The 21,698-nt window shown below is 34.1% G+C and carries 18 protein-coding genes and 2 pseudogenes; 1 reads left to right on the plus strand and 19 read right to left on the minus strand.

Annotation, left to right across the window (positions count from 1 at the left end):
- Positions 1 to 81 precede the first annotated feature (81 nt).
- On the minus strand, positions 82 to 1,695 hold the full coding sequence (gene treC, locus BG262_RS06865) for an alpha,alpha-phosphotrehalase (protein WP_070788152.1): 1,614 nt from the start codon (positions 1,693 to 1,695) through the stop codon (positions 82 to 84).
- Between the two features lie 53 nt (positions 1,696 to 1,748).
- Positions 1,749 to 3,803, minus strand: coding sequence for a PTS system trehalose-specific EIIBC component (gene treP / locus BG262_RS06870; protein ID WP_070788153.1), 2,055 nt, complete (start codon positions 3,801 to 3,803; stop codon positions 1,749 to 1,751).
- A 140-nt stretch (positions 3,804 to 3,943) separates the two neighbouring features.
- On the opposite strand from treP, the gene treR reads away from it, so the two are divergent.
- Entirely contained in the window at positions 3,944 to 4,660 is a 717-nt protein-coding gene (gene treR, locus BG262_RS06875; RefSeq protein WP_070788154.1) for a trehalose operon repressor, read from the plus strand.
- Between the two features lie 54 nt (positions 4,661 to 4,714).
- Here the strand turns inward: treR and pknB are convergent, their stop codons facing one another.
- From pknB to efp, 17 genes and pseudogenes are all read right to left on the minus strand, one after another.
- Complete coding sequence (gene pknB / locus BG262_RS06880) at positions 4,715 to 6,733, minus strand: Stk1 family PASTA domain-containing Ser/Thr kinase (RefSeq protein WP_070788155.1); 2,019 nt, start codon at positions 6,731 to 6,733, stop codon at positions 4,715 to 4,717.
- Positions 6,717 to 7,481 carry a Stp1/IreP family PP2C-type Ser/Thr phosphatase gene (locus tag BG262_RS06885; RefSeq protein ID WP_070788156.1) on the minus strand — a complete coding sequence of 255 codons (765 nt, stop codon included), beginning with the start codon at positions 7,479 to 7,481 and terminating at the stop codon, positions 6,717 to 6,719. The genes pknB and BG262_RS06885 overlap by 17 nt, the downstream gene beginning before the upstream one ends.
- Before the next feature lie 27 nt (positions 7,482 to 7,508).
- Complete coding sequence (gene rsmB, locus BG262_RS06890) at positions 7,509 to 8,825, minus strand: 16S rRNA (cytosine(967)-C(5))-methyltransferase RsmB (protein ID WP_070788157.1); 1,317 nt, start codon at positions 8,823 to 8,825, stop codon at positions 7,509 to 7,511.
- Positions 8,812 to 9,747, minus strand: coding sequence for a methionyl-tRNA formyltransferase (gene fmt / locus BG262_RS06895; RefSeq protein ID WP_070788158.1), 936 nt, complete (start codon positions 9,745 to 9,747; stop codon positions 8,812 to 8,814). The genes rsmB and fmt overlap by 14 nt, the downstream gene beginning before the upstream one ends.
- Before the next feature lie 13 nt (positions 9,748 to 9,760).
- Entirely contained in the window at positions 9,761 to 12,130 is a 2,370-nt protein-coding gene (locus BG262_RS06900; RefSeq protein ID WP_070788159.1) for a primosomal protein N', read from the minus strand.
- 72 nt (positions 12,131 to 12,202) lie between these two features.
- Positions 12,203 to 12,517: a DNA-directed RNA polymerase subunit omega gene (gene rpoZ, locus BG262_RS06905; protein WP_070788160.1), complete on the minus strand. Its 315-nt coding sequence runs from the start codon at positions 12,515 to 12,517 to the stop codon at positions 12,203 to 12,205.
- Between the two features lie 26 nt (positions 12,518 to 12,543).
- A complete protein-coding gene (gene gmk, locus BG262_RS06910) occupies positions 12,544 to 13,152 on the minus strand; it encodes a guanylate kinase (protein WP_070788161.1) in 609 nt (202 codons plus the stop codon).
- 261 nt (positions 13,153 to 13,413) lie between these two features.
- Positions 13,414 to 14,865: pseudogene (locus BG262_RS06915) on the minus strand (PTS fructose transporter subunit IIC); the annotation flags it as partial.
- A gap of 65 nt (positions 14,866 to 14,930) precedes the next feature.
- A pseudogene (locus BG262_RS11075) lies at positions 14,931 to 15,375 on the minus strand (PTS sugar transporter subunit IIA); the annotation flags it as partial.
- Between the two features lie 77 nt (positions 15,376 to 15,452).
- Complete coding sequence (gene pfkB / locus BG262_RS06920) at positions 15,453 to 16,364, minus strand: 1-phosphofructokinase (RefSeq protein WP_070788163.1); 912 nt, start codon at positions 16,362 to 16,364, stop codon at positions 15,453 to 15,455.
- A gap of 50 nt (positions 16,365 to 16,414) precedes the next feature.
- Positions 16,415 to 17,119 carry a DeoR/GlpR family DNA-binding transcription regulator gene (locus BG262_RS06925; protein WP_070788164.1) on the minus strand — a complete coding sequence of 235 codons (705 nt, stop codon included), beginning with the start codon at positions 17,117 to 17,119 and terminating at the stop codon, positions 16,415 to 16,417.
- Positions 17,120 to 17,325: 206 nt separating this feature from the next.
- Positions 17,326 to 18,240: a DNA-binding protein WhiA gene (gene whiA, locus BG262_RS06930; protein ID WP_070788165.1), complete on the minus strand. Its 915-nt coding sequence runs from the start codon at positions 18,238 to 18,240 to the stop codon at positions 17,326 to 17,328.
- On the minus strand, positions 18,237 to 19,214 hold the full coding sequence (locus BG262_RS06935; RefSeq protein WP_070788166.1) for a YvcK family protein: 978 nt from the start codon (positions 19,212 to 19,214) through the stop codon (positions 18,237 to 18,239). The genes whiA and BG262_RS06935 overlap by 4 nt, the downstream gene beginning before the upstream one ends.
- Positions 19,211 to 20,104 (minus strand): RNase adapter RapZ, encoded by an 894-nt coding sequence (gene rapZ / locus BG262_RS06940; protein WP_070788167.1) that lies wholly within the window; start codon positions 20,102 to 20,104, stop codon positions 19,211 to 19,213. Before rapZ ends, BG262_RS06935 begins: the two co-directional genes overlap by 4 nt.
- A 99-nt stretch (positions 20,105 to 20,203) precedes the next feature.
- A complete protein-coding gene (nusB, locus tag BG262_RS06945; protein ID WP_070788168.1) occupies positions 20,204 to 20,611 on the minus strand; it encodes a transcription antitermination factor NusB in 408 nt (135 codons plus the stop codon).
- On the minus strand, positions 20,601 to 21,011 hold the full coding sequence (locus BG262_RS06950; protein ID WP_070788169.1) for an Asp23/Gls24 family envelope stress response protein: 411 nt from the start codon (positions 21,009 to 21,011) through the stop codon (positions 20,601 to 20,603). The genes nusB and BG262_RS06950 overlap by 11 nt, the downstream gene beginning before the upstream one ends.
- A 31-nt stretch (positions 21,012 to 21,042) precedes the next feature.
- Complete coding sequence (gene efp / locus BG262_RS06955) at positions 21,043 to 21,603, minus strand: elongation factor P (RefSeq protein WP_070788170.1); 561 nt, start codon at positions 21,601 to 21,603, stop codon at positions 21,043 to 21,045.
- Positions 21,604 to 21,698 lie beyond the last annotated feature (95 nt).

Below are 21,698 nucleotides of genomic sequence, written 5' to 3' on the forward strand. Positions count from 1 at the left end.
ACAAAATTTATCACTTTATAATAACATATTTTTCATAGAAAATCACACTAAGTTGCATTACTTAATGTGATTAATATTTTTTTATTTACTGAAAATAGCAATTGATTGATAGGGAGCAAGTTTTCCTGCTTCATATTCATCATAATTGTTAGTTAAGATTTCTCCACCTACAAATTCTTCTGGTAACTCAATCTCAACTTCTTCATTTGCAAATGAATTTGCAACAAATAATTTTTTATCTCCATATTCTCTAATGAAGGCATATACATTAGGACTATCTTTTAAGGCGGCCTTATAAGTTCCTTCAGAGATAATCGCTTTATCTTTTCTCAACTTGATTAAATCCTTATAGAAGTTAAGAATTTCGCCTTCTTTATCAGCCTCAACATTGATATCAACATGATTTCCAGTTGCTAACCACGGTGTCCCAGTTGAGAAACCTGCATTTGCTGTTTCATCCCATTGCATAGGTGTACGAGAATTATCACGTGATTTGGCTTGAATTGTCTTGAAGGCATCTGTAGCTGATTTTCCATCTTCTTCAGTCATAATACGATATGCATTGATTGATTCAACATCAACATAATCTTCCATTGAATCAAAATCAGGGTCAATCATTCCAATCTCTTCTCCCATGTAGATATAAGGAGTCCCACGACTTAAATGAATTGCTGCCGCAAGCATAGTTGCACCTTTAACTCGGAAGTTTTTTACATCAACAAAACGATTAAGTGCACGAGGTTGGTCATGATTATTCCAAAATAGTGCGTTCCAACCATCTCCTTCTGACATCTCTTCTCCCCATGTATGGAAAAGATTTTTCAGCTCTTCAAAGTCAAATGATTTTGTAGTCCACTTTTGTCCATTTTCATAGTCAACTTTAAGATGATGGAAGTTAAATGCCATAGATAATTCATGACGATCTGGACGAGTATATAGTATACAGTTTTCAATAGTTGTTGAAGACATTTCACCAACAGTAATACTTTCTGGGTCCTGACCAAATGTTGTCAGATTTAGATCACGTAAATATTCATGAGTAATTGGCTTATCAGTATATTCTGGTTTACCATCATTATTTGAATTATTTTTTAATGCTTGGTCTTTACCAATTAAATTAATTACATCAAAACGGAATCCATGCACACCTTTTGCACGCCAGAAATTAACTACATCATACAATTCTTTTCGTACATTGGGATTACGCCAATTAAGATCGGCTTGTGTAATATCAAACAAATGTAAATAGTATTTTCCCGTATCACCGAAAGGTGCCCAGGCATTCCCACCAAATTTACTAACCCAGTCTGTAGGTTCATCTCTTAAAATAAAGAAATCTTGATAGTATTTATCTCCTGCAAGTGCCTTTTTAAACCACTCATGGTGAGTTGATACGTGGTTAAGTACCATATCAAGCATTATATCTATATTTCTTTTCTTAGCTTCTGCTACCAACTCTTCAAAATCATCCATTGTTCCAAAATCTGGATTAATGGCTACATAATCTGCTATGTCGTAACCATTGTCATACTGAGGGCTCGGATAGATTGGATTGAGCCAAAGCATGTCTACACCTAAGTCTTGAAGATAATCTAGTTTTTGGATGATACCCTGTAAATCACCAACACCTGAACCTGTTGTATCTAAATACGACTTCGGATAAATTTGATAAATTACTTTGTCTTTAAACGTCATTATATTTCCTTTCTCTTAAATACAAAAGTAGGGCTAGATTCAGCCCTATTTTTTTATTTTATAGATGTTGCAGTGAAGAGTTCTTCACCTAAAATTGCTTTTCCACTTGTTTTAACATTGTCTACTTGGAAGTCATCTTGATTAGTAACAATGATTGGTGTCATTGTTACATACCCAGCTTCTTTAATAGCTTTAACATCAAAACGAATTAACTCATCACCTGTCTTAACTTCTTGACCTTCTTTAACAAAACCTTGGAAATGTTTACCATCAAGTTTTACTGTATCTAATCCAATATGAATTAATAATTCAACACCTTCTTTAGATATAAGACCAATAGCATGATTAGTTGGGAAAATCATTTGTACAACTCCGTCAAATGGAGCAACTAGTACACCTTCATCTGGATCGATTAATGCACCATCGCCAATTAAGCGTTCAGCAAACATTGGGTCAGGAGTATCAGTAATTGGAAGTAATTTACCAGATAATGGAACCTTAACTTCTAGTGATGTTTCTTGTGGATATACATCAGTTTGACGGATAGTAGAGATTGTTTCTTCTTCACGCGCAATATTGCTATCGATTTCTTCAACAACACCATCAACTTTGTTAAGTGCTGGAATTTTACGAAGTACGAATATCATGAATAACGGAACTACAACAGCAATGACCATTGCAATAAAGAAATTCATCCATGATTTTGGTTGAATAGCAAGGATTCCTGGAAGTCCTCCAACCCCAACAGAGTTAGCTCGAACACCAGTTAAAATTGAGAACATACCTGCAAGACCTGAACCAATCATTCCTGCTACAAATGGGTACAAATATTTAAGGTTAATACCAAACATTGCTGGCTCTGTAACACCTAGCCAAGCAGAGATGAGAGATGGAATTGAAATTTGTTCTTCACGTTCAAGATCATCCTTGCGGTTCTTCATTGTACGTTTGTGTAAAAGGATAACCCCTGCAACTGCTGCACCTTGAGCAATATTTGATAGACAGATCATAGGCCATAGGTTTGTATACCCAAGGTCTGCAATCAATTGGTAGTCGATAGCAAGTAAAGTATGGTGCAATCCAGTAATTACTAATGGGGCATATAGTGCACCAAATACTAAACCAAATAGCCAGTTTACTGAACTTGTAAGTCCTGCGTTAACGATTGTTGAAAGCCCTTGACCGATTTTCCAACCGATTGGACCAATAATTGTATGTGCTGCGATAATAGCTGGTAGTAATGAGAAAAATGGAACAAAAATCATTGCAATGGCTTCTGGTATTACTTTCCGTAACTGTTTCTCTAAGAAAACAAATAGCAAACCAGTGAATATTGCAGGTATTATCTGAGCTTGGTAACCAATTTTTTCAATTTGGAATGAACCGAAGTTCCAAACCCATTCTTTTATACTACCATCTGCACGTGCAGCATTAACTGCATAGGCATTTAATAATTGCGGACTTACCAATGTGATACCTAATATGATACCAAGAATCTCAGTTCCACCAAATTTACGAACAACACTCCAAACAACTCCAACTGGTAAGAAGTGGAAAATCGCTTCTGCTGGTAGCCATAAGAATGAATTTACCCCATTCCAAAATGGTGATACATCCGTTATTGAGTTATAGATTGCTGAACCATCAGCATTTGTTGCTGCTACTCCATCAATAATTTTTTGTCCCAATGCTTCAATTGGAACACCTTCAAGTAGATTACGGAAACCAAGAATTAGTCCCCCTACAATAATTGCTGGTAATAATGGAGTAAAAATTTCAGCCAATGTTGCAATTAATCTCTGAATAATTGGTTGTTTTTTATTGGCTTGGGCTTTCGCTGCTTCCTTAGAAACTCCTTCAATACCTGAAACTTGACTAAAATCTTTATAAAAAATTGGTACATCATTACCAATAATTACTTGAAATTGTCCTGCATTTGTAAAAGTTCCTTTAACAACTGGAATTTTTTCAATTGCTTTAACATCTGCTTTTGAATCATCATTCAAAACAAAACGCATGCGAGTTGCACAATGAGTTACAGCTGCAACGTTCTCTTTGCCTCCTATAGCAACGAGTAGGTCACGAGCTTCTTGATCGAATTTTCCCATCTTAGTCTCCTAAATAATTTTCTAACCTGTACATACAAGTTGTTAATAAAATTATAAACTATTTATTTTCCATTTGCAACCGTTTACAAATAAATTTAAAAAAATATTTTTTTCTTCAAAAAATCTGCTAAAATATATATATGAAAAAATATGAATTAATCTTTCAAGATTTAGAAAATAAAATATTAAAAAAAATTTATGATGAAGGGGAATTCCTTCCAAGCGAAATGGAATTATCTGACTACTATGAAGCCAGCAGAGCTACTATAAGACAAGCTCTAAATATACTAGAAAGCCGTGGTTTTATTCAAAAACAAAAAGGCAAAGGAAGTTTGGTAATTTCATCAGAAAAACTCAATTTTCCTATTTCTGGTTTAACAAGTTATAAAGAACTTCAAGAAAGTTTAGATTTCAATAGTTCAACTACAGTATTGAAGTTTGAAAAAATCCAAATTGACGAGGGACTTCATCTCTTAACACTGCTTCCAAAAGATTCATATGCTTGGCATATTTTAAGAGCTCGAAAAATAGAAGGAAAATATTCTGTTTTAGACCGCGATTACCTTCTGTATGATCTTGCACCTGATTTAACAGAAGATATACTACAAAATTCTCTTTATGAATATTTAGAGGATGAACTGGGTCTTGTTATTTCATATGCAAATAAAGAAATAACAATTGATTTTCTTGACGAAGATGATCGTAAATATATAGATTTAGCTAAAATTGATCATCATGTCGTTAGTGTGAAAAGTCACGTATATCTTGCTGATACCACTCCGCTTCAATATACCGAAAGTCGCCATCAAGTTGATAAATTTAGATTTACTGAATTCGCAAGAAGACAGAAAATATAAAAAAAGCCTAGGAATACTTCTCTTCCTAGGCTTTTTTTGTAATTAGCTGAGTTCTTAATTTGAACTATCATCGTATGTTTTAGAATCATCATCTGTTTTTTTATTAGTATCTTCTTCTGTTTTTTTACTAGCATTAGCATCAGCTTCGGCTTTTTTCTTAGCTTCTTCTTCAGCTTTTTTCTTAGCTTCTTCTTCAGCTTTTTTCTTAGCTTCATCTTCCGCTTTTTTCTTAGCTTCGTCATCTTCAGCTTTTTTCTTAGCTTCTTCTTCAGCTTTCTTCTTAGCTTCATCTTCAGCTTTTTTCTTCTCAGCTTCTACTGCCCTTTTAGCCTCAGCTGCACCAGCTTCATCGTATACATAATAATGTAGAACTATTTTATCCTTTTTAGGATTAAATAAACTACTTGCAGAAATATTTTGATCAATAACCAGACTAACTAAACTTTCATCAATCGTCTTTTGTGGTACTAATTTAATATTTGATTCAGGAACTCCCATATTGTTAAGAGTCGCTTTAGCATTTTCAAGTGAGCTGTTGATTACATCAGGCATAGTAGCATTTTTACCACCGTCACTTACTTTAAAAGTAATTTTATCATCAGAAGTTTTATCAAAAAACTCATTCTTTTTAGGATCCTGACTAATTATTTCATTAGTAGCATAATTATCGTCAGTCACTACTTTTTTAACAATTTGTGATTGTGAAATACCAAAATTCTTTACTAAATCTGAAACAGCATCATCATAAGATTGGCCAACATAGTTTGAAAGTTCAATTACATTTGGTCCCATTGATATAAAAATATCAATTTTAGACCCAGTTTTCTTTGAAGTCCCTATTGTTGGATTCGTTCTAATAACTTTATCCTTATCAATAGTACCATTTATTTCTTTTGTAACTTTCCCTACTTCTAGGCCAGCTTTTTTAATTTCATCTTTTGCTTGTTCCACCGTCATACCATTTACTTCCGGTACTCGTACGTCCTTAGGTGTCGTTACAATCACTAAACCAATTATCAAAGCTAATACCGCAGCAATTATTGCTCCAATAATAAGTTTTCTCTTATTTTTCTTTTCTTTTTTTTCTTGAATTTCATTTTTTTCAGGTTCATCTTTTAAAGTATCTGCACTTACTTTTTTAACTAAGTCCTCTGTATCTGACTTATCTACTAAGACTCTTGGTAATACCTTTGTGGCACCTTCATCATCTTCTTTTATGAATACCAATTTTGGTTCATCTTTCCTATCTAAAGAAGTTGATGTTGAAAGATCTGTAAGCATTTCAGATACATTTTTATAACGATCATCAAGAGATTTAGCAGTTGCTTTAATAGCAACATTTTCTAAGGCTTGAGGAACATCTGAGTTTACTTTTCTAATAGATGGTAATGGTTTTTGAAAATGTTGCAGAGCGATTGTAACTGCACTATCCCCATCAAAAGGTACATCTCCTACAAGCATTTCATATAAAACAATACCAATAGCATATATATCACTTTGTACAGTTGCTTTCGAACCACGTGCTTGTTCAGGTGAAAGGTAGTGTACACTACCAAACATACTATTAGTTTGAGTTAAACTAGTCTCCGCAAATGCCATAGCGATACCAAAATCGGTGACTTTTGCATTACCATCTTCACTAATTAGAATATTTTGTGGTTTTAAATCACGGTGAATTATTCCTCTATCATGTGCCATTTGCATAGCAGATAAAATTTGACTAGCGAAATGAATTGCTTCTTCATTAGAAAGATGCCCTTTTTCTTGAATGTATTCTTTTAATGTTTTACCTGCCACATATTCCATCACGATGTACTGTTGCTTGTCGTTATCACCTACATCAGAAATTCCGACAATATTTGGATGAGTAAGTTCCGACATAGCATAAGCTTCTCGTTGGAACCTTGCAGTCGCAATACTATCATTTTCAAAATTTGATCGTAATACTTTAATTGCTACTAAACGATTATCAAGAAATCTATCTTCAGCCAAGTAGACATTTGCCATACCTCCACGGCCAATTTCTTTAATAACCATGTAACGTTCTGCAAATATTTTACCTACTCGAATCATTAGACAAACCTCCATTCTCATATTGAATCAGAATAACAGTAATATTATCTAATCCACCATAAGTATTAGCAAGTTCAATCAAAGTTTCAGCTTTCTTTTCAAGTGCATCATAACCTTTAATAACTCCAACAATTTCAGCATTACTTACCATATTAGTCAAACCATCACTACTGATAAGAATATAGTCATTTTTTTCAAGGTCGAAAACATAAATATCAGGTTCTAAAAATGTTTGTTGCCCAATACTCTTTGTAACAATATTTTTATTTGGATGATTTTCTGCTTGTTCAGGAGTAAGCTCTCCTGCATCAACAAGCTCTTGAACTAAAGAGTGATCTTTAGTAATTTTTATTAATTGATTTCCTCTAATAACTTGTGTTCTACTATCACCGACATGAGCACAAATAAGTTTATCGCCAAGGATGATAACTGCTTCAAGAGTTGTACCCATGCCTTTATAATCGTCTAAATTACCTAAGTCAGCAATATTTTGATTTTCAAGGGAAATTTTCTCCGTTAACCAAGTAGAGATTTGATCCATTGAATTATTCTTATCAAAATTAGTATCTTTCCATTGTTTTCCAATATCTTCAACAGTAAGACGACTAGCAACATTACCAGCCTTGTGTCCACCCATTCCATCTGCTAAGATAAAAATCTTTTGTCCTGCTTTATTTATATATACATCAGCGAAATCTTGATTAGTAACGCGCTTTACACCGACGTCTGTAAGTACTGTAAATTTCATAACCATCCTTTCAGAATATTGATTGGTTTATTTTTTTCGAAACTTTGCAATAAAGAACCCATCAGTATGATAAAGTTCCGGAGTAAGCATCATACAGCCATCCTTAACAATATCCTCTTTTTCATTAGTTATTAATATTTGTTCAAAGTCTTCATTTTGTTCCAAAAATTTCTCAACTACTTGGAAGTTTTCTTCATCAAAAATCGTACATGTGCTGTAAACCATTATACCATTCTTTTTAATTGTTTTACCAACATTTTCAAGAATAGACAATTGAATTTCTTGCAAGCCTTGAAAATCAGTAGTCTCTTTACGGTATTTAATATCAGGTTTTCTCCTAATTAATCCCATACCACTACATGGTGCATCAACCAAAGCCTTATCAAATACCTCGCCCCCAAAATGCTCAAAGGCTTTACTTGCATCAACTTTTTCAGTTGAAATCTTATCTGACAATTTTAATCTTTCAGCATTGTCATTAATAAGTTTTAACTTATGATCATATAAATCCAAAGCTGTAATATGACCATCTTTAAGATACTCAGCCATATGAACAGTTTTTCCACCAGGTGCTGCACAGGCATCAAGAATCTTATCGTTTTCTGATATTTCCATTGCCGGAGCAACTAATTGACTTGATTCATCTTGGATGGTGATTAAGCCATTTTTAAAATCATCTGTAACTGCAAAATTCCCTGTATCAGCTAAAATTGCTGTAGATGCAATTTTACTTTTTCCAACAGTAAATCTTGAATCTAGCTTATCAAATTCACTATCAAAGTCAACTAAATTTGTATTAACTCTCAGGCTATTTTTGCTAGGAGTTTCTAAACTTTCAAGGATTGCAAGTGTTCTTTCTTTTCCATATTGATTTGTAAATTTTTTAATTAGAAAAGTTGGCATACTGTATTGAATTGAAAGTCTTTCAGTCTCATTTTTAATCTGAGAGAAATCAGCTCTTTCCGTACGGATAAAATTTCGTAAGACTCCGTTTACAAATCCCGAAAGTCGTTTATCACCTTGAAGTTTAGCGATTTTTACGGCTTCATCAACAACAGCATTATCAGGCACTTTATCCATATATACGATTTGATAGATTGAAAGTAGCAATAAATTTTTAACCCATTTTTTAGTTTTTTTAATAAAAGGTTTTAAATACCACTCTAAAGTCATTTTATGGCTTATAGTTCCGTACACTATATTTGTAGCCATTGATTTGTCTAAGGCAGTTAAATTAGATTGTTTAAGGGCATCATTAAGTGCAATATTAGCATAGGCCTCTTCATTGAACACTTGATTAATTACATTTAATGCTAGGTCTCTTGGATTATTATTCTTGCCCAAATTTATCTCCTTCTTTTAGGTCACGACCTACTCCATTTAGAAAATCATTTATTTTCATTTTTGGTTTTCCAGCAGGTTGAACTGTTAGTAATTCAATAGCACCCGCACCCGTACCAACAACTAATGAATTTTTAGTGCGTTCTACTATTTGACCAGGTTTCCCTGATTTATCTGATACTTTTGCCTCGTAAATTTTAAAACGATTTTCATTCAAATAAGTATGAGCAACTGGCCATGGATACATTCCGCGAATTTGGTTGAATATTTGTCTTGCTGATTTATTCCAGTCAATTTTTTCTTCCTCAGGAGTTATATTTGGACTATAAGTTACTAAATCTTCATCTTGTACTTGAGGAGTAATATCACCTGATAGATAAGCTGGTAAAGTTTCTAATAATAGGTCACGTCCTGCTAAACTTAGCTTTTGGAACATTGTCCCAACATTATCTTCTTCTGTAATTTCCACTTCAACTTGACTGATAATATCTCCAGCGTCCATCTTCTTAACCATTTCCATGATAGTTACACCAGTTTTATCATCGCCATTGATGATTGAATAATGAACTGGAGCTCCTCCACGATATTTAGGTAATAAGCTTGCATGGACATTAACTGCTTTATCAATAGAGTTAAGAAGTTTTTCAGGTAGAAATTGACCAAATGCTGCCGTTACAATCAAATCAGCTCCCAATGAAATTATCTCATCAAGTTCAGGACTATTACTTAGTTTTTCAGGTTGAAGTACTTTTAGACCATGCTTAAGAGCTGCTTCTTTAACAGGGGTCATTTTAATTTCTTTTTTTCTTCCAACTGCTCTATCTGGTTGTGTAACCACGGCTAAAACTTCATAGCCTTTCTCAATCAATCCATCTAAAACAGGAACTGAAAAATCAGGGGTTCCCATAAAAATTATTTTTGTCATTAGTTTAATTCTCCTAAATAAAATTCTGCGGCTCGCTATCGATTATAATGCGAAGTCCTTTATTGTTCTTATCCTGTGTCATTTCCAATACTTGATTTAAGGCAATTTGCAATTCTTCCTCAAAGCGATATTTAATGAGTATTTGATAATGGTACATATTATGAGTTCGAGCAATAGGTTTAGCTGTAGGTCCCAAAATCTTAGCTTTATCCGTTACTTTTGAAGCAAGAAGGCTCATTATTTCATAACTTTTCTTGATCGCTTCCTCTTCGTTCTTATGGCTAACCACAATTTGAACTGTATAGAAATATGGTGGATAAGCCAAGGTTCTTCTATATTGCATTTCTTGCTTATAAAACGCCTCATAATCATGATGTTCAGCTAATTTTATTGCATAGTGTTCTGGGTTGAAGGTTTGAATGATTACTTCCCCCTCTTTATCGGCGCGCCCGGCACGTCCAGCCACCTGTGTCAAAAGTTGAAATGTTCTTTCACTTGATCGAAAATCAGGTAAATTCAAAGCAGTATCAGCATTTATAACACCAACTAGAGTTACGTTAGGAAAATCCAAACCTTTAGCTATCATCTGAGTTCCTAACAAAATATCTGCTTCATGATTTCCAAATTTATCAAGAATTTGCTCATGGGCACCTTTTTTCTTAGTAGTATCAACATCCATTCTCAAAATACGAGCTCGAGGAAATAAATTATTTAGTTCTTCCTCAATTTTTTGAGTTCCTGAACCATAATATCTAAATTTTTTGCTTTGACAGTTTGGACAGCGGCTTGGAATAGCTTCTTGAAACCCACAATAATGACAATCAAGAGTCTTTGTATCCATATGAAGGGTCAAACTAATATCACAATTTGGACATTCTTCGACATATCCACAGTCACGACACATGATAAAGCTTGAGTATCCTCGACGGTTTAGCATTAGTACAATTTGCTCATTCTTATCCAATTTTTCCTGAATTTTTTCAAGTAACTGCATAGTAAAATTCGCCGATTTTTCATTCATATTTTTTCTAAAGTCAATAATATCAACTTTTGGTACACGAGCCAAAGGATTTGCTCGCTCCTTAAGTTCAAGAAACTCATAAACTCCTCTATCGGCACGTGCTCGCGACTCAAGACTTGGTGTTGCACTTCCCATTATCAACTTAGCCTTATGCCAATCTGCCCTAAATAAAGCAATATCTCTTGCATGGTATCTTGGATTAGAGTCTTGCTTATAACTTGATTCATGCTCCTCATCAATAATAATTGTACCAATATTTTCTAAAGGTGCAAAAATTGCTGAACGAGCTCCGACAACAACCTTGGCCTGACCACTTTCAATCTTTCGCCACTCGTCATATTTTTCTCCATCAGACAATCTACTATGTAGTATTGCTACTTGATCACCAAAACGAGCAATGAAACGATTGGTAATTTGCGGAGTAAGAGAAATTTCAGGCACTAGCATAATTGCCGTCTTACCTTCATTCAAGGTGTGGGCTATAATCTGCAAGTATACTTCTGTCTTACCACTTCCAGTTATTCCTTCAAGTAAGAAAGGTTTACCCGATGTTCCGTTTATAACGGCTTGGTACGCTTTCTCTTGTCCTTCATTTAGAACTAAAGGTTTATCCGACTTAATCTTGTCGAAATGCTCTTGTGCACGACGAAGTTCAACATGCTCTAATTTTACAAGATCGTTTTCCACGAAAAAGTCAATTATTGATTTAGAGAAATTTTTTCTAACTTCCTTAACTTGCTTTTTACCAGGGTTTCCAAGCAAAAATTCTTTGAATTCTTGCTTTTTCTTTGCTCTAGTTGGAATTTCAAAATCTCTTAATTTTTCTATATCTTCTAATTGAATAAAAGTTTCATATTTTTTATTTTCTCGGCTCTTCGCCTCATATTCAAAAGAAACTTTATCTTCCTTTTTCAATTTCAAAATAATTACTTGTTGATCTTCTGTTAAAGTAGAAAATTTTAAATTCTCTTTTCCTGCAAAAAATGTATCTTTTGTTTCTTGATCAAGTGGCATGACAATTTTGTCATAATTCGAATTTAAAAGATTAGGAAGCATTGCTTTTAAACATGTTATCTTATAAGAAAACACAGTCTTTCGCATATGATCAGCTAATTGCAACTGCTCCTTATTTAAAACTGGTTCTAAGTCTAGGACTTCTCGAATTTCTTTTAGATTTTCATCATCATTACTTTCAGAAAGTTCTACTACTATCCCCTGAACTAGACGATTTCCTTGACCAAAGGGTACATGAACTCGCATTCCTGCTTGGATAAGACCTTGTAAATTATCAGGTATCAAATATGTAAAAGGATGGTCCGTCTGCATCAAGGGAACATCAATAATAACTTGAGCTGCTTTCATTACAACACCTTTCCTTAAATAAAATTAGAGATTGGGAAACGATACCCAATCTCATTCTATATATCTTAGAACTTATTTAGCTGTTTCAGTTTCCTGCTCTTTTGCAATACGTTCTTTAATTTTTCTTTCTTCTTCTTCTTGACGTTCTTTCTCTTCTTGAATGGCACGAAGTTTTTCTTCACGTTTTTCTTCAGGGAATGGGTGAATTGTAACAGTACCTGCTTCAATTTCTTCAAGTGCTTGAAGAGTTGGTTTTACAGATTTAAATCCCATTGTTGAAGTTTCACCTTCGTTTAATTCATGAGCACGTTTGCTTTCAAGAATTACTAGTGAGTATTTAGAATCTACTCTATCCAAAAGTTTGTCAATTGACGGTTTTAACATCATAATATATTCTCCTCTTTTATCCCTTATTAGTCTATCATTGCACGGTATTTACCGATTACACGGTCAACACGGAAATGTTCTGCTTCAACAATTTTTTTAACTCTTTGAGCTGCTTTAGATACTTCATCATTAACGACAGCATAATCATATTCACTCATTAATTTGATTTCTTCACGAGCTTTTTCCATACGTTGATCAATGACGTCAATTGAATCTGTTCCGCGACCTACGATTCTATCACGTAACTCATCAAGATCTGGTGGTGTTAGGAAGATAAATACTCCATCGGGAACTTTCTCCTTAACTTGTAAAGCTCCTTGAACTTCAATTTCAAGAAATACATCTTTACCAGAGTCAAGTGTTTCATTAACATAAGTAAGGGGAGTTCCATAATAGTTACCCACATACTCAGCATATTCTAACATTTGACCATTTTTAATCATTTCTTCGAACTCTTCACGTGTTCTGAAAAAATAATCTACTCCGTCAACTTCACCTGGACGTTGTGGACGTGTTGTCATTGAAACTGAGTAATCAAAATCATGACCATGTCCTTCAAAAATTTCTTTACGAACTGTACCTTTACCAACTCCCGAAGGACCTGAAAAGACAATTAATAAACCACGCTCCTGCATGTTAATCTCCTTAGAAAAAAATATTCTTTTATTATCCAAAAATTTTTTTGGCTGATCTCAAATAAGATAAATTCATTATAACACTTAATTCATAGTAAAAATCAGAACTGTAACAGAACTGTAATACCAAACAGTTTCAACAGATTTAAGCTGTTTAAGAAATATTTTTCACAATATTTAAATTAATATTTTTACTTATAAAAAATTTTTCAGAGAAAAAATAAAAAACGAAGGAAATAAATCCCTCGTTAATTTTAATTGTTATTTTGCTTTACGTAAGAAACCAAATAAAATTCCACCAACAACTGCTCCGATTGCTACATAAAGTAGATAAAGGAATGGATTACTTGTAAGAGCAATTACGAAGATTCCTCCGTGTGGCGCCATTAATTTAATTCCTGAAAGACCAACTAATGCTCCTGCTAATGCTGAACCTGCAACGAATGAAGGAATAGCACGTGTTGGGTCAGCTGCTCCAAACGGAATAGCTCCTTCTGTAATGAATGAAAGTCCCATTACAATGTTTGTAAGACCTGATTCACGTTCTTCTTTAGTAAATTTATCTTTAAATAATAGAGTTGCAACGAATACTGCAAGAGGAGGAACCATACCACCAGCCATAACTGCTGCCATTACTTCACTACCACCGCTTGTTACTGTTGCTGCTAATGTTCCTGTACCAAATACATAGGCTGCCTTATTAACTGGACCACCCATGTCCACTGCCATCATTCCACCAACTAGTGCTCCCATAAGGATCGCTGATGAACCACTTAAACTTGATAGGAAGTTGTTAAGTCCTTCATTGATTCCGCTCATCGGAATATTTACAAGAAGCATTAAAAATCCTGTAATAATTACTCCAAATACTGGGTAAAGAAGGATTGATTTTAGACCATCAAGTGATCTTGGAAGACCTACTAAAATTTTCTTAAGTAAGATGATTACTCCACCAGCAAGAAAACCACCAACTAATGCACCAAGAAATCCTGATGGAACTCCAGCAAGGTTTAATGTTGCATCTCCGCCTTTGGCAAATGGTACTTTCCCAAGTGCAAGTCCATTACTCGCCATTGCACCTGCTACAAAACCTGCTACAAGACCTGGCTTTTCAGCAATTGAATAAGCAATATATCCTGCTAATACTGGAAGCATAAACCCAAAAGCTGCACCACCAATATTCTTAAACATACTTGCTAATTCATTATATGAACCAAGATTAGCAAGTTGATCTGTTGGAACTCCCATAGCGTTATCAATCAAGAAGGCAATTGCAATAGCGATACCACCACCGATTGTAAATGGAAGCATTGCTGATACACCACTCATTAAGTGCTTGTAAAATGCTTTACCTAAACTTAGTTTTTCATCACTTGCACCAGCACCCGATGCATCTCCACTACCATGATAGATAGGAAGCGAATCATCAGTAGCCATTGTAATTAGATTTTCTGGTTCACGAATACCATCTTTTACGGGGCGACTAATTAAATGTTTTCCATCAAATCGATCCATTTCAACTGCTTTATCAGCAGCTACAATAACACCGTCAGCTTTAGCGATATCTTCAGCTGTTAACTTGTTACCAACACCACTTGCTCCATTTGTTTCAACTTTGATGCCAACACCCATTTCGGCTGCTTTTTTCTTCAAAGCTTCTTCTGCCATATATGTATGTGCAATACCAGTTGTACAGGCAGTTACTGCTACAACAAATTTCCCAGTATCTTTTACTGTTGATTCAATTTTAGCTTCTTCTTTATTTTCTTCTTTTTCTTCGCTTGAAAATAAAGCAATCACATCATCAGGAGTTTTAGTTTCACGTACTTTAGCAATAAAACCATCTTGCATCAGATATTTTGAAAGACTTGCAAGTGCTGCTAAGTGAGTATCATTCGCTCCAGCAGGTGCTGCAATCATGAAGAATAAGTATACTGGCTGACCGTCAAGAGCTTCATAATCAACACCTTTGTTTGATTTAGCAAATAAGATTGTTGCTTCTTTAACTGCTTCATTTTTAGCGTGGGGCATTGCTACTCCATCACCAAGACCAGTTGAAGTTTGCGCCTCACGATTAAGAATTCCTTCTTTAAAAAGAACTTTGTCAGTGATTCGACCAGTTTCATAAAGTTTGTCAACCATCTCATCAATTGCACCCAACTTATCAGTTGCTTGCATATCCATAATCATGGCATTTTTTACAAGTAAATCTGTAATTTCCATTTTTTCTCCTTTTAATAGCTTTAATGTAAATATTTCAATATTTTTTAACTTTTTTCTTTATTTCAGAAATTTATTAATTAAAGTTTTGTAATTTCTACTTTATCCAAAGTTTCTTTAATAAATTCTGCACTTGCTAAGTCATCTGAAAAGGCTGTTGCTGTACCACATGCTACTCCAAGAGCAAATGCTTCAACTGAATTTTTAGTTTCTTCAAACTTACCAGTAAATCCGGCTACCATTGAGTCACCTGCACCAACTGAGTTTTTAACTTTTCCTATAATTGGTTTTGCAAAGTAACTTCCTTCATTATTAACTAACAAAGCCCCATCGCCAGCCATAGAAATAATTACATTTTGTGCACCCATTTCCAAAACTTTTTGTGCGTAAGGAATAATTTCTTCTGTTGTTTTAAATTTAACACCAAAAATGGCTCCAAGCTCATGATTATTAGGTTTAACAAGTAATGGATTGTATTCCAATGAATCAAGTAATGTTTGTCCTTCAAAATCACAAACCACTTGTGCTCCAGTGGCACGAACTGTAGAAATTAATTTTTTATAGACCTTGTTTCCAAGAGATGCAGGTGCACTCCCCGCAAAAACAACTGTATCGTCAGCAGTTAATTTTTCAAGAATTTTAAGAAAGTCATTTAATTGACCTTCTGTAATTTCTGGACCTTGTCCATTAATTTCCGTTTCTTGATCTGCCTTAATTTTTACATTAATACGAGTATCTTGATCAACTGCTACGAAGTTAGTTGAAATTCGTTCTTCTGTAAGCTTTTTAGTAATAAAATCACCCGTAAATCCACCGATAAATCCTAATGCTGTTGAATCGTAATGTAATCTAGAAAGCACTCGGCTTACGTTAATTCCTTTACCCCCAGCATATTTATCGTCACTAGTCATACGGTTAACCTCACCGACTACAACTTCAGGCAAACGAACTATATAGTCAATTGAAGGATTCAAGGTTACACTATAAATCATATTTTCTCCTTTTCTGTAGCTTCAATATTTGATAATTATCAAATAAAAAGTTACTCCTTATTTGTATTTGTTATTATTTCAACATCAGCAATTTTTGCAAAAGTTACAAAACTTACTTGGTTAAACTTACTTTTATCAGCTAAAATATAGGTTTGTGCTGATTGCTCACAGGCTGTACGCTTTATATTAGCTTCCTCAATATCAGGTGTTGAGATATTCCCAGCACTAATTGCATTAGCACCTATAAAAGCCTTTGTGAAGTTAAACTGACTTATTTGTTGAATAGCATATGACCCTACAACTGCATCAGTTAATTTTTTTATTATCCCCCCGATAATATAAACCGTAATTTTATCGCTAATTAATTTTGAAGCATGGGTAGCGCTATTTGTTACAACTGTAAATGATTTTTCTAATCCAAGTAGTCCTTCAATCATCATTCCGGTAGTAGTCCCAGCATCTAGAAAAATAACATCTCCTTCATTTACTTTAGTAACTGCAATATTTGCAATCTCTAATTTCTCACGAACGTTTATGGAGTTTTTTTCATAAATACTTGGTTCTTTCGGAATACTTGAAATTGGTTCCGCTCCTCCGTGAACACGAATAAGTCTTCCTAATTCTTCAAGTTCATTGAGATCCCGTCTTAGTGTGGATACTGAAGCATCAGTTAAATCGCACAAATCATCAATTGTAACACTTCCCTTACTGTGTAGTTCTGCTAGAATTATCTTTTTTCGATCATTTGCAAGCATATCTTCCCCTTTTAGAAATCGGTTACAAGATTATTTTACATCAAAAACGTTCAAAGTCAATCAAAAACGTTCATTTTTTATGTTTTTGTGTGTTTTTCTATAACATTTTTTCAATGATTCTTTGAATATAAGATATGCCTATAAGTATATTTATTTTAATGCACTAACAAAAATGGAAATAGGATACTATTCCCATTTCCACTTAATTATTTTTCTTCTAAATATACTTCAGCCATCTGACTAAGTTTCCTTAATCGGTGATTGACACCACTTTTCCCTAGCGGAGGAGTCATAGCTTCTCCTAGCTCTTTAATAGTTAAATCAGGATTTTCTAAGCGAATCCTTGCAACTTCGAATAGGTTTTCTGGTAAATTTTCTAGTCCTAATTTTTGATCTAATATATTGATTTTTTCAATCATATCATAAGATGCATTGACTGTTTTCCCCAAATTTGCCGTTTCAAAATTAGCAATTCGATTAGCTTGATTTCGCATTTCCTTAAAAATTTTCGCATTTTCATATTTAAGCCTTGCATTCATAGCACCGATTATTGTAAGAAAATCCATAATTTGTTCCGCACTTGCTATATAAAGCACGTACCTGTTTTTTCGTTCAATAATCTTGGCATTAAATCCTAAGTTTTCAAGAATATCTTTTAAATCCTGTGCATGATCTTGATAGACAGAAGAAAGTTCCAAATGATATTTTCCAGATTCTGGGTCACTAACATTACCACTTGAAAGAAAGGCACCCCTTAAATAATAAATACTCTTTTTTTCATCATATTTAACTGATGCTGGCACTCCATTATCCAAGAGCAAACCATCAGCCAAATCTAATTCATCTAAAAGATTATTTACTCGGTCATCAATATAAACTGTATAAATACGATTCTTCGATAGATTAGTCTTTTGCTGGGTTCTAATCTCTGATTTTATATTATAAATTTTCAACAAAAGAGTATATATGTATCTTGCTGTTGTTGCATTTTCTGTTGTGATAGAAAGAGTTAAGCCTCGTGAAATACCAAGTGAACCATTCATTCTAATCAAAGCCATAAGTACAGTCGAATTATCATCTAGCGATGTCAATTCTTTCTTGACTTCAGCAGAAAAACTCATGATAATCTTCTTTCGCTAATATTAAGAATTTCTTCAGCAACTGCCTCTCCATTATGGAAGGCACCACCATTTTCTAATTTAAGGAAATTTGATGAAATTATCTTGCAACCTTCTGCCTGCAGCCCTTTGAAATCGTGTTCAACTTGAACAAGGTACTCATCAAATTTATGTGTATTCATATATTCATGCGGTACATTTTCAATATTTACTAAAACAGTATCTACAAAGTTCCTTCCAAGATGCTCATGCAGAACATGGACATGATCTGCATCTGAGAAATGTTCAGTTTCCCCACGTTGTGTCATGATATTACATACATAAACAATTTGAGCTTCTGTATTTAAAATTGCCTTACTAATCTCTGGAATCACAAGGTTAGGTAGAATACTTGTAAACAGGCTACCTGGACCCATGACGATAGTATCTGCCTCCATTATTGCTTTTACAACCTTACGACTTGCCTTAGCCATTGAGCCATCATGAGTATTATAAACATATACAAATCTCAAATTTCCATCGTAATCAGCAATATTGCTTTCGCCAGTCACTTCATGGCCATCTTCAAAAATAGCTTGAAGTGTCAGCGCACTCTCACTTGACGGATATACATTACCTTCCACATGTAAAAATTTAGACAGAAGTTGAATAGCGTCATAAGTAGAACCTTGCATTTCACTAATACCAGCAATAATCAAGTTACCCAAAGGATGTCCAGCTAAAGCACCATCATCTTTATCAAAACGATATTGGAAAACTTTCTCATAAAATCTTGGCATATCACTCATAGCAACTAAAACATTTCTCAAATCACCAGGAGGCGCAATATTAATAGCATTTCTAATTTCACCACTTGAACCACCGTCATCTGCAACCGTTACAATTGCAGTTAAATCAACATTTTCTTTTCTTAAACTTTTAAGGATAACAGGAATCCCTGTCCCTCCCCCAACTACTACAATCTTTCTTTTTCTCATGAGCGGTTAACCGTCTCTTTTCTTCTATCTTTGTCTCGGTGTACAATATTAACTTTCCAATTGTCCTCTTGTAAAGTTTTACCAATTCTCTCTGCAAAGGCAACAGACCTATGTTGACCACCAGTGCATCCAATAGCGATAGTAAGAACTGACTTACCTTCTTTTTCATAACCTGGCACAATAGGTAACAATAAATTTTTAAGATTTTGATAGAATTCCTCAGATTCTGGTGCATCCATCACGTAATCATACACCTCCTTATCCATACCATTTTTATTTCTTAATTCAGGTACATAGTGGGGATTAGGTAAAAAGCGTACATCAAATACTAAGTCTGCATCAAGTGGTAAACCGTATTTAAAGCCAAAACTCATTACTTCAATTCTAAATTGTTGACTATTTCCTTCGGAAAAATCGTTAATTATTCGTGCACGTAAATTTCTTGGAGTTAAGTCTGTTGTATCAACTACATTTTGAGAGAACGATTTAAGTGGAGCAAGTAGCTCTCTTTCTTTTGTTATACCATCCATGACACGTCCATCAGCTGCTAGCGGGTGGCTGCGTCTTGTTTCTTTATAACGAGCAACAAGTTCAGGATCTTTTGCATCAAGGAAAAGTAGGCTGAATTTCACTCCATGCATATCGCTTAAATCATTAATAACTTCTTGAAGTTCATCGAAGAATGTTCTAGCTCTCATGTCAACTACCATAGCTACCTTATCAATACTTCCATTATCTGCATTGATTAAAAGTGAAACAAATTTTTCAATTAGGTTTGGTGGCATATTATCAATTGTGAAGTAGCCCATATCTTCAAAGGATTGAATAGCGACAGTTTTCCCTGCACCACTCATTCCAGTTACTATTACTAAATCTAATGAGTTCATAATTCCTCCTTATTTTTCCTATAATTACTTTTGAATGGCAAGTAATCATCTAATATACTAACCTCATTATAACAAAAAAAGACGATATAAACCGTCTTTTTCCTATACTAAATTGGTTAATACACCATTTATAAATTTTGCTGATTTTTCGTCATTGAAATTTTTTGCTAATTCAATTGCTTCATTAACCGCCACAACATTTGGTGTTTCTGTCTCTAAAATCTCATAAGCACCAAGTCTTAAAATTACACGGTCAATATTAGTTAAACGATCAAGGCTCCATGGATTCTTAATATACTTTGCTAAATTTTCATCAAGTTTTTCCTTGTTTATTTGAACACCTCTAATTAGTGTTTCCAAATAAGCAGGACTCTCTTCAGGAAATTCATCATAAGAAAGTACAAAATCCATTGCATCCGTTACTGTAGCTTCATCTTGAAGTTCTAGAGAATAAAGAGCTTGAACAGCACTCATACGAATCTCATGCTGACTCATCTTTTTACTCGGCATCTAGAAAATCTCCTCCATCAAATAAATCTGTATGCTTAGGTTTTGGAGTTTTTGCTGGTACGATACCAGAAACATGCACATTAACGTCGTTGATTTCAATTCCAGTCATATTAAAGACAGCTTCTTTAATTTCCTTTTGAATATTCATTGCAACTGAAGGTACATTAACACCAAATGATAAGAATACATATACGTCAACATCTACTAAACCATCTTCGTCTTGGCTAATGTATACACCACGACCTTCTGAATTCTTTCCAAGAAAATCAGAAAAACTTTTATTTCTTAAAGAATAAAGACCGTCAATATTAGATGTTGTAATACTAACAATTGTTTCGATAACTCGTGGAGAAATAACTACAGCTCCCAAGTTTTCAACTTGTACATCTTTCATAATCATCCTTTCTTAATTATAGAAAGTACTCAAAATACTAGTTAGCACGTTTTAAATAAGCACCAGTTTGAGTATTAATTTCTAATTTTTCACCAGCTTCGATGAAATCTGGAACGTTAACTACAAGACCAGTTTCCATTGTTGCAGGTTTACCTGAACCAGTAACTGTTGCACCTTTAATAGATGGTTGAGTTTCAGCAACTGTAAGAACAACTGTTGTTGGTAATGTAAGACCGATAACTTCAGTTCCGTAAAATTGAATTTTAATTTCTTCATTTTCAAGAACATATTTTAATTCTTCTGCTACTTGAACAACTGGAATTTCATATTGGTCATATGACTCAGTATCCATGAAGAATGCAGTATCATCCATTTGATATAAGTATTGTGCTGGACGAGTTTCGATAATTGCTTGTTCGAATTTTTCTTCTGGTCTAAAAGAAGTGTCAACTGTTGAGCCACTACGTACATCACGAAGTTTCATACGCATGATTGTATTACCTTTACCAGGTTTATGGTGACTTGCTTCAAGAACTCGAAGTAATTTTCCATCCATTTCAAAAGTCATACCTGCTTTTAATTCATTTGCTGCTACCATTTTATTAAAAATCTCCTAATCTTAATTTCTTTACCATTTTAACACAATTTAAGGGAATTGACACTTTTTTTATAAACAGTATCTCTTAAATCAAT

It is taken from the genome of Floricoccus penangensis, assembly GCF_001832885.1.
Lineage (GTDB): Bacteria > Bacillota > Bacilli > Lactobacillales > Streptococcaceae > Floricoccus > Floricoccus penangensis.